Origin of the sequence: Streptomyces sp. NPDC127197, from assembly GCF_042672405.1 — a bacterium.
Classification (GTDB): Bacteria; Actinomycetota; Actinomycetes; order Streptomycetales; family Streptomycetaceae; genus Streptomyces; species Streptomyces flavusporus.
Map to the genome: position 1 here is coordinate 1 of NZ_JBHXVG010000091.1, position 8,628 is coordinate 8,628.

The window sequence follows — 8,628 nt, forward strand, 5'->3', positions numbered from 1 at the left end:
CGCATGCACCTCTCACCCCGCACCGTCAGCTCACACCTCTACCGCGTCTTCCCCAAACTCGGCATCACCTCACGCGCCGCCCTCCGCGACGCACTGAGCAAGATCCCCGGCGACCAGAACGTGTGACTGCGGCACGCCGAGCCCCTACGCGGGGTAGGCGCGGAGGCCGCGCTCGTCCAGCCAGCCGAGCACGTAGTCGGCGACGAATCTCCATCCGCTGTCGATGACCAGGGAGTGGGCGCGGTCCGCGAACTGCTTCAGGTCGGTCACGGCCGTGGAGTCGCCGTACTCCTTGTACACCGCGCGCGTGACGGCGTCGGGCACCAGCAGGTCCTCCTGCCCGGAGATCAGCAGGAGCGGGCCGCGGTCCGCGTTGCCGACGTCCACCACGGCACGCGGGCTGCGCGCCGTGCCCGCGTACCCCAGGTCGGCGAGCAGACGACGGGACGTCGGCACGACATAGCGGTCGAAGAGCCGGTCGGACTCCTCCGCCGCGACCGTGTTCGCGAAGGCGCGGTGGAACTGCTCCGGGGACAGGGACACCAGTTGTTCGGCGTCGTCGGCCCGGCCCGGGGTCCACAGCCGGGCCGGGGAGGCGGGCAGCGGAATGTCGTTGATCGGGGCGGGTGCGATGGCCACCGCGGCCCGGCCGATGTTGGCGCCGATGAGATGCTGCGCGATGAGGCCGCCGACGGAGTGGCCGACGATCACCGGCGCGATTTCAAACGACCGTACGATTTCCGCGTAGTGATCCGTCAGCACGTCCAGGCCGATGCCCGCGAGCGTCCCGGAGGCCTTGCGCGTCTCCCGGACGGCGACCGCCTCCCCTGGCCATCCGGGCGTGAAGGCGAGGAACCCCCGGCTGGCGAAGCGCTCCGCCCATGACTCCCAGGACAGCGCGTGCAGCCAGGTGCCATGGATGAAGACGACGGGAGTGTGGTTCACGGCTGGCCCTCCGAGCATGACGATCACCCGGCTCTGGCATGCGGGTGACAGTTTCAGGATCGTTCAGGCGCAGGTCAGGGGCGACAGTCGAATGACTTAATGTTCACGGCCCACAGCGCCCACAGGACCGAGCGCCCCGGGAACGGTCATCCCCGTCAAGGCGCCCCGATTCGGACACGTCTCCGCTTGGCGGACCTCCGTCGTCACGATGCACCGTCGAAGTCGGCAATGTTGGACGGTCAAGTGACTTATGTACGCCGCTCCCGCAGCGACGAGGGTAGGTCGGGCCAGCTTTCGCCACGGGGAAGGATCCGACCGCCATGAGCAGCAACCAACCAGGTGTACAGGCTCGCCCGGCGCCGCACGCCCGCCCTGAGCTGATCCTGGACATCGAGCGCGTGCTGGACGTCGCCGCCCGGCAGGCCATCAGGGCGGAGTTCCGGTTCGACCCGGAGGCTCCCCTGGTCGTGTCCGTGAAGCTTGTCATCGAGGGTGGCCCGCGTGTCCTGTGGCGGATCGGCCGCGACCTCCTCCAGCAGGGGCTGTACTCGGTGAGCGGCCTCGGTGACGTCCAGATGTGGCCGACGCACTCCGAGGACCGGGCCACCGCGCGGCTCCGGCTGGCCTCCAGGGACATGGCGGCCCTGTTCGAGCTGCCCGTGCCCCCGCTGGAGGAGTGGCTGGAGTACACATACGAGCTCGTTCCCGCCGGTCGCGAGCTCGCCGAGATCGACTGGGAGGTCGCCACCGCGGATCTGCTCCAAGGCCCGTGAAGAACGGTCGCCGAGCGCCGACACCGCAGTGCCCGCCGAGCGGTTCCCGAGCGGAACCTCCGGCGGCACACGAAACCCCACCGGTCTTGCACGACGCGGGACATGCCAGGCTCGGGGTGAACGACTCAGCCCTCGACGCACCGGGCCGCGACCAGTACGGGGCCGCCCGGAACCGTGGGAAAGGTCCTCGTCTCCTCCAACCCGAGCGCGTCGAGCTCCTCACCCATGCGCGCCGTGTCGAAGGAGTTGCCGCCGCGCACCGCGGTCCACCGCTCGCCGGAGCGACGCAGCGCGTCATCGGCAACAGGGGTGGTCCCCGCTACCAGCCATGCCCCGGTACCAGGGCCTCGACGAGCCGGGGCAGAGCGGCCCGCAGCGCCTCTTCCGACAGGAAGGGCGCCGTCAGCCAGATCAGTTGGTAGGTCTCCGTCTCCGACACGTCCGCCGCGTCCTGGTGGCGCAGGGACACCCGGGCGGCCACAGCAGGGTCCGCGGCGGTCAGCTCCGCCCGCGCCAGGGCCAGCGCCCGCTCCAGTACGTCGATGCCCTCCACCCGTGCCCTGGGGAAGCCCTGGGCCAGCGCCAAGGCCAGGGCGCCGACGCCGGTGCCCACGTCAAGGATGCGGCTGCCCTCGGCTGCCAGCCGCTCGGTGCACCCGGCAAGCCGAGGAACAATCTTCGCGGCGAGTGCGCGGCCTGTCGCGGCGGAGGCCCGTCCCTGGCTGAGCAGCACCTCATCGGGCTGCACTCCCCAACCACCCTGCGGTGTACCGGCCGCCTCGGAGGCAGCGGCCGACACGGCCTGCCGCAGCGAGCTGAGCTTCGCCTCCACCGCGCTGCGCGCCGTCGCCGCGTCCACCTGGTCCAGCGAAGGATGGAGGACGAATCCGTCGGGCCCCCGGAGGACCAGGCCCAGGCTCTCCAGGACCGCGGTGCGCTGTGGATCGCACGCGAGCACGTCCGCGAGGGGCGCCGACAGCGCCTGCCGCTGGGTGCTCAGCACCGCTGCCATGGCCCATGCGGCGGCCTCGAGAACTGCCACCGGGTTCTCGCCGAGAGGCAGAGCGAGGCTCGTGGAAGGGGTGGCAGGTTCGGGCGGTGCGGACATGGAGCCTCCGGAGGAGCGCCACTGCCACATACGTGTCGCACTGATACGAACACATAATGTCATAGCGAGGTGTGAGTTCCGCATTCCGGAGGCCGACATCGGCAGCGGTCGCAAGCCGGGCTACATGTTCACGCCGTACGTCGGGCATCGGGCCACGAGACGGCGGTCATGGCGGTGGCCGCAGCGACGGCGGCCAGACGCTCGTAGTCGAGCGTCCTCGGCACATCCGTCGACCGGTGGTAGTGCGGATTGCGGAAGTTCGCGGTGTCCGTGACCATCAATGCGGGGATTCCGCGGTTCCAGAACGGCGCGTGGTCGCTGCGTCCCAGGTGGCCCGCGGGCGGCACGGCCAGTCCGATGAGCAGGCCCAGCAGGCCGTCGGGGCGCGGATCCCGCAGCAGCAGACCCGGGACCGCCGGAGACGCCGCCGCGGCGGCCCGCTTCCACACCTCGGCCGCGCCCGCCGAGGAGCGCCGGTGCACGACGAGGATGAAGTCACCCCGGTAACCGCTCGCCCGGGCCTCGGCGGATGCCTCAGGGAAAATTCGCTCGAAGCCGGCGGGGAGACGCTGCGTTCCCGGGTCATCCACGAAGTACCCGACCGACTCCAGGGAGATCATCCCCCGCACACCGCCGCGGCGGCACAGTTTACGGGCAGCCTGACGGGCCCCGATCAGTCCGAGTTCTTCCATGTCGAACACGGCCAGGACGACACGCGGGGGAACCGACGCCTCAGACAGCAGACGCGCCGTCTCCAGGAGCACCGCCACGCCCGAGGCGTTGTCGTCCGCGCCCGGACTGCCGCTGACGCTGTCCAGATGGGCACCGACGACCACGGCCGGCCCGTCGCCGGACCCGGGCAGCGAGGCGATGAGGTTCGCTCCGTGCAGGCGCCGGTGGAGCCGCGGTTTGAGGGCGAGCGCCCGGTGGCCGTGCCGGTCCGTCGAACCGATCTGCCAGCGCGCATCGAACGGTTGCCGTTCCACCAGCCAGCCCGTGGCGGTCAGTTCGTCATGGACGTAGGCCTCGGCGCGCTGCATCGCCCGAGGTGCCCGCAGCCGACTGCGCGGCTCGGCGGCGAGGAACTCCACGTGCCGCCGTAGTCGGGCGGCTTCCGGAAGCAATCCTCGAGTGGGCCTCGCCGTAGGGTCGTTCGTCATCCGGCACTCCGATCTGTGTGGGATCAAGGGCGCCGGACCGGCCGGCAGCCCTTTCACCTGGGGGATTTCGCGGCAGGCGAGGTCGTGCCCGACCGGCGGCCGCCTCCGGAGGGATCCGTCGGCAGAGAAGCCGGAGACATCCGGCGCGATTGTCCTGTCCCATCCGTGAACCTGCCACGGCTCCGATCCCGTTGCCCCAGGTAGGAACTCCTGCGGTCAGGGTATTGATTGGCTGACCTGGCCGCAGGACGGGGCGGTCGTCCTCATGCTCTTCCCCCGACGTGAGGGCGGCCGCTCCCACCACACCGGGCCGGGCCGGGCCTGAAAGTCAGAGTTTCGACTGAGGTTCTCGCGGTCGGCAGCCCGAGCCTCTTCCATGACAGTCCGCAGTCCGGTCGGCGGCGCGGCGATCCTGCGTGCGTCCTCGCGCAGACAGCGGACCTCGTCGCCGAGCGTCACAGGGGCGAAACCTGCCCTGTGCACGGCCCGCGTACTCCAGGTATCTCGTGTTGCACACATGGCCGTTCAGGTCCCGTCGTCCCAACGGACTTCGAAAGGCTTCGTGAATACCTTGGACATGAAGGAAAACGTGTGAGCCCGATTTCGGTCCGGGGATTCGCGGTGGCCTCTGCCACCGCGGTCACCGCTGTCGGAAGCGTCGTCGGCGTTGCCTCGGGCAGCGTCGCGCAGAACAACGACGCCGAGGCGACGGCAGCCGACACCACGCTCCTCACGGACATACCGGCGGGTCACCAGGCCCAGGTGCAGACCGCGTCCCTGACGCGACAGGCCGATGTCCAGGCCATCGCCGCCGACGCGAGCGCCAAGAAGGACGCCGAGGAGGCGGCCCGCAAGGTGGCCGCCAAGTCCGCGATCGAGAAGAAGGAGGCCGCCCAGCAGGCGGAACAGGAGGCCAAGGAGCGCGCCGAGGCCAAGGCAGCGGCTTCCCGGGACGCCTCCGGCTTCCCCGTCCAGAGCTCCTACACCGTCGCGCAGATTCAGGCGATGGCCGCACAGATGGTGCCCGGCGACCAGTTCCAGTGCTTCAGCAACATCGTGGACCACGAGTCCAGCTGGAACTACACGGCGGTCAACGCCTCCTCCGGTGCGTACGGCCTCTTCCAGGCACTGCCCGGCTCCAAGATGTCCTCCGTCGGCGCCGACTGGCGGACCAACCCGGCCACCCAGATCAAGTGGGGCCTCAACTACATGAACAGCACCTATGACAGCCCCTGTGGCGCCTGGGCGTTCTGGCAGGCCAACCACGGGTACTGAGCCCCGGGCCCCTCGGAGCGGTTAGGGTCGAAAGAAGACACGTGTCGCGGCCGGGAGGACAAGGCATGAGCGGGATACCGGGAGACACCGGGCCGACGGAGGACGCAGCTCTGACACGGGCCGCGCAGGCGGGCGACGTATCGGCGCTCGCCCTGCTGCTGGAGCGTCACCGGCCCGGGATGCGCGCGGTGGCGCTCAGCCTGCTGGGGCCGGGCCCGGACGTGGACGACGTCATGCAGGAAGCGGCGCTGGTGGCGCTGCGCCGGATCGTGGACGTACGCGATCCGGAAGCCGTGGGGCCTTGGCTGCGCATGGTCGTGCGCAACAGCTGCCGGACGCTGCTGCGCGCCTCGCGCCGTGTCGAGCCCATGGAGTGGGTACCGCTGCCATCGGACGGCGGCACACCCGAGCAGGTCCTGCAGACCCATGCACTGCGGGACTGGATCTGGGAGGCCGTCGAGGCGTTGTCCCCGACCCTGCGCCTGCCGCTCGTCCTGCGCTACTTCTCCACCGGGATCACCTCGTACCAGCAGATCGCCGAAGCCTGCTCCGTTCCCGTCAGCACCGTGCGCAGCCGGCTGAACCAGGCACGCGGCGCCCTCGCCCAGACCCTGACCGCCACCGCGGCCTCGGCGCACGAGGACGTGACACGCCGCACCGAAGCCAGCTGGCAGGAGGTACGCGAGACACTCGCGGCCGCCGAGCGCGGCGAGTTCGGCAAGGTGGTCAGGGACCGCTACTCCCCCGAGGTCTCGCTGCTGACCGGAGGCCGGCGGCTCGGCGGAGCCGACCTCCTGCGGGCAGGGATGGACTGGGACCTCTCGGCGGGTGTGCGCCAGCGCCCCCTGCATGTGGTGGCCGGCCGGTCCCTGGTCGTCTGGGAGATGGAACTGGTCAACCCGCCCGACGATCCGGACCACTGCCCGCCCGGGGTCGCCTGGATCATGTCGCTGGACGGCGGCCGCTTCGACCGGGTCTCCCTCTATCACGCAGCACGCCCCGAGGCCGCGCCCGCGCCTGCCGCGGCCTGAGTCCGGGCCTTGCCACCTCACCCCAACAACATGACCCAGATCACATTCAGGCGATAAAACTTCTCGGATTCCGGAGCGTCTTGTCGGTGTCACAGACACCTGCGGACCCTACGGAGATCCCGATGAACATACCCACCGCACACACCGGCCCCCTCTCCCCCGGCACCCACTCCTACCAGACGGGCGGAATCGTCCAGCGCTATCACGTGCACGGCAGCGGCCCGGTGTGCGTGGCGCTCCCCGGCGGTCCCGGCATCTTCTGGGACTACCTGCGAATGCCCGCCCTCGAAGAGCATCTGACGATGGTCTACGTCGAGCCCGTCGGCACCGCCGAGGACAGCCGTCTCCCCTCGCACCCGCACGGTTACACCCGGGAGAGGTACAGCCGCTTCCTGCAGGTGCTGATCAACCGGCTCGGCGTGCGGAAGGTGCACCTGCTGGGGCATTCGCACGGCGCGTTCGTGGCCGCCTACCACACCCTGTACCGCCCCGAGCAGGTGGCGGGCGTCGTGCTGTACGAAGGCGCGCCCGTCACTGGTCCCGAACACGGCGCGGAGGCGGGCCGCAGGGTGGAGGCGTTCGCCGCGCAGCACGCCGGTCACCCCGGACTGCCCGGTGTGCTGGCCGCGTTCGGCGCGATGTCCACCATCTCCAGCGACGAGCAGACCGTGACGGTCGCCCGCGGTGTGCTCCCGTCCTACTTTGCCGACTACTGGGGGAACGAGGAGCGGCTGGCCCCGTTCCGGGACGCGATCCGGGCCACCTACATCTCAGGCCTGGACGAGGACCTCGTACCCGATGTCATCGACGACCGCGCTGCCCTCAAGGGACTGGAGCCGCCGGCTCTGGTCGTCGTGGGCCGGCACGACGTGATCTGCGGGCCTCGCTGGGCACTCGAACTCGATGAGCTGATCCCCGACTCGCAGTTGCTGGTACTGGAGAACAGCGGCCACATGGGGCACATCGAGGAGCCCGAGCTGTTCGCGGGCGCGGTCCGTGACTTCGCCCTGCGGACCGGGGGCCCGCGGGACGGAGCCGCGTAGGCACCTCACGACGTGCGTCGGCCCGCAGAGGGCCGACGCACGTGAACCCGGCCACCGACGGCACCACCAGCGCACAGCCACGACGCACGCACACCTCAACGCCGACACCCGTACCAGCGCCGCTCGGAGGGGCATCACGGACACCCGCAGACGCACCGCGTCGCGTTTCGCTCGGGGTAGTCACCGGGAACCACCCCTACGACGGCGTCGACGCGCCTGCGGCACCGTTACCGTGCCGGAAAGTACCAGCTCACGTCGGCTACGGGGCCTCACAGATACTGTCGGCGCCACCCCCGGGGCGTTCGGACCTGCGCAGTCATCGCCCGCAACCGCTGGGAACTTCCCAATGGATCAATGACCGGCATTCCTGGTCGCCGTCAGCACGCGTATTAGGGCGCTGGGGCCGCGCCGCCGTGTCAGCAGGATCACCACCTGAAACAAGGCTTTGACCTGGGAAATCCAGGGAACTGGAGGGAATTATTCCGCAGCCGCCACCACAACTGTCCAGGTCAGCAGCGATGCAGCTCAGGCCCAGGCTCCCACCGGCACGAACGAACTGTCCTGCCGGTACTTCAGCCAGTGCGTCGAATCACCGCAGTCTGAGATCATGACCGTCGTCGGGTTCGCTGCGGGCGTCGCCGAGGTCACCTTCGGATCGTTCTTCGGTTCTCCCTTCGTCACCAAGCCGTTGAGGTGATCCGCATACATGCCGCGCAAGATCGCCGACAGCGCGTCACCGGTCGCGTACTGCGCCAGCTGCGGCGAGTTCCAGTCCGACGTCTTCGCTGCCTGGACCATGTCGCGCCACATCCCCAAGTACGCGGTCGTCGCCTGCGAGCGCGCGGCCTCCGCGAGGGAGGCAGGAGGCGCGGAACGGGACGACGAGCCGCTCGACGAACCGGCGGGCGTTCCGCCCTCTCCCTGCGAGGTCGAACCAGGCGACCCCGCCGCACTACAACCGCCGATCAGCAGCGTGAAGACAGCCGCACTCACCCTCCCAGCAGCCTGTGCGGCAGGCGTACACGCCCCTAAGACCACCACAGCCACATCACCCCTCGAACGATGCAGATCCGGTCACCCGGCACATGAACGTGTCCCACGTCTATCGCTTCGCCCCGTTCCCACTGCAAGGTGCGAACGCCGCTCTGCACGCTCCAACTTCAAAGCAGGAACGGCTCCTTGGCAGAGTCTTTACCTAAGAGCTGGTCTCATTTGGCGTGTTCGATAGCCTGTGGCCGTGGGGATCGTCGAGCGCTTGGTGCCGGATGAGTTGTGGGAGCTGTTCGAGCAGGT

At 69.6% G+C, this 8,628-nt stretch carries 10 protein-coding genes; 5 read left to right on the forward strand and 5 right to left on the reverse strand.

Annotated features, from left to right (window positions below):
- A partial coding sequence (locus ACFVJQ_RS44980) for a LuxR C-terminal-related transcriptional regulator (protein ID WP_385268548.1) occupies positions 1-126 on the forward strand: 126 nt, incomplete at its 5' end.
- Positions 127-144: 18 nt separating this feature from the next.
- Here ACFVJQ_RS44980 and ACFVJQ_RS44985 read toward each other — a convergent pair.
- Complete coding sequence (locus ACFVJQ_RS44985; RefSeq protein ID WP_385516342.1) at positions 145-945, reverse strand: alpha/beta hydrolase; 801 nt, start codon at positions 943-945, stop codon at positions 145-147.
- A 320-nt stretch (positions 946-1,265) separates the two neighbouring features.
- Here ACFVJQ_RS44985 and ACFVJQ_RS44990 point away from each other — a divergent pair, with 320 nt between their 5' ends.
- Positions 1,266-1,718 carry an SsgA family sporulation/cell division regulator gene (locus ACFVJQ_RS44990; RefSeq protein ID WP_385516343.1) on the forward strand — a complete coding sequence of 151 codons (453 nt, stop codon included), beginning with the start codon at positions 1,266-1,268 and terminating at the stop codon, positions 1,716-1,718.
- A gap of 125 nt (positions 1,719-1,843) precedes the next feature.
- Here the strand turns inward: ACFVJQ_RS44990 and ACFVJQ_RS44995 are convergent, their stop codons facing one another.
- The 3 genes from ACFVJQ_RS44995 to ACFVJQ_RS45005 all read right to left on the reverse strand — a co-directional run bounded on the left by ACFVJQ_RS44995 (position 1,844) and on the right by ACFVJQ_RS45005 (position 3,950).
- Entirely contained in the window at positions 1,844-1,978 is a 135-nt protein-coding gene (locus ACFVJQ_RS44995) for a hypothetical protein (protein WP_385791714.1), read from the reverse strand.
- A 59-nt stretch (positions 1,979-2,037) separates the two neighbouring features.
- Positions 2,038-2,826 carry a class I SAM-dependent methyltransferase gene (locus ACFVJQ_RS45000; protein WP_385791715.1) on the reverse strand — a complete coding sequence of 263 codons (789 nt, stop codon included), beginning with the start codon at positions 2,824-2,826 and terminating at the stop codon, positions 2,038-2,040.
- 128 nt (positions 2,827-2,954) lie between these two features.
- On the reverse strand, positions 2,955-3,950 hold the full coding sequence (locus tag ACFVJQ_RS45005) for a M28 family peptidase (protein WP_385791717.1): 996 nt from the start codon (positions 3,948-3,950) through the stop codon (positions 2,955-2,957).
- A 627-nt stretch (positions 3,951-4,577) separates the two neighbouring features.
- Between ACFVJQ_RS45005 and ACFVJQ_RS45010 the strand changes: the two genes are divergently transcribed.
- From ACFVJQ_RS45010 to ACFVJQ_RS45020, 3 genes are all read left to right on the forward strand, one after another.
- Positions 4,578-5,261, forward strand: a complete 684-nt coding sequence (locus tag ACFVJQ_RS45010; RefSeq protein WP_385791719.1) for a transglycosylase SLT domain-containing protein — start codon at positions 4,578-4,580, stop codon at positions 5,259-5,261.
- A gap of 65 nt (positions 5,262-5,326) precedes the next feature.
- A complete protein-coding gene (locus ACFVJQ_RS45015) occupies positions 5,327-6,292 on the forward strand; it encodes an RNA polymerase sigma factor (RefSeq protein ID WP_385791721.1) in 966 nt (321 codons plus the stop codon).
- A gap of 122 nt (positions 6,293-6,414) precedes the next feature.
- Positions 6,415-7,335 carry an alpha/beta fold hydrolase gene (locus tag ACFVJQ_RS45020; RefSeq protein ID WP_385516349.1) on the forward strand — a complete coding sequence of 307 codons (921 nt, stop codon included), beginning with the start codon at positions 6,415-6,417 and terminating at the stop codon, positions 7,333-7,335.
- Between the two features lie 525 nt (positions 7,336-7,860).
- On the opposite strand, the gene ACFVJQ_RS45025 is transcribed toward ACFVJQ_RS45020, so the two are convergent.
- On the reverse strand, positions 7,861-8,133 hold the full coding sequence (locus ACFVJQ_RS45025; protein ID WP_385791723.1) for a hypothetical protein: 273 nt from the start codon (positions 8,131-8,133) through the stop codon (positions 7,861-7,863).
- Positions 8,134-8,628: the final 495 nt, after the last annotated feature.

Bases quoted from the DNA above. Each gene is read 5' to 3' on its own strand.
- ACFVJQ_RS44990 (WP_385516343.1), top strand. From the start codon at position 1,266: ATGAGCAGCAACCAACCAGGTGTACAGGCTCGCCCGGCGCCGCACGCC.
- ACFVJQ_RS45000 (WP_385791715.1), bottom strand. From the start codon at position 2,826: ATGTCCGCACCGCCCGAACCTGCCACCCCTTCCACGAGCCTCGCTCTG.
- ACFVJQ_RS45015 (WP_385791721.1), top strand. From the start codon at position 5,327: ATGAGCGGGATACCGGGAGACACCGGGCCGACGGAGGACGCAGCTCTG.
- ACFVJQ_RS45020 (WP_385516349.1), top strand. From the start codon at position 6,415: ATGAACATACCCACCGCACACACCGGCCCCCTCTCCCCCGGCACCCAC.
- ACFVJQ_RS45025 (WP_385791723.1), bottom strand. From the start codon at position 8,133: ATGGTCCAGGCAGCGAAGACGTCGGACTGGAACTCGCCGCAGCTGGCG.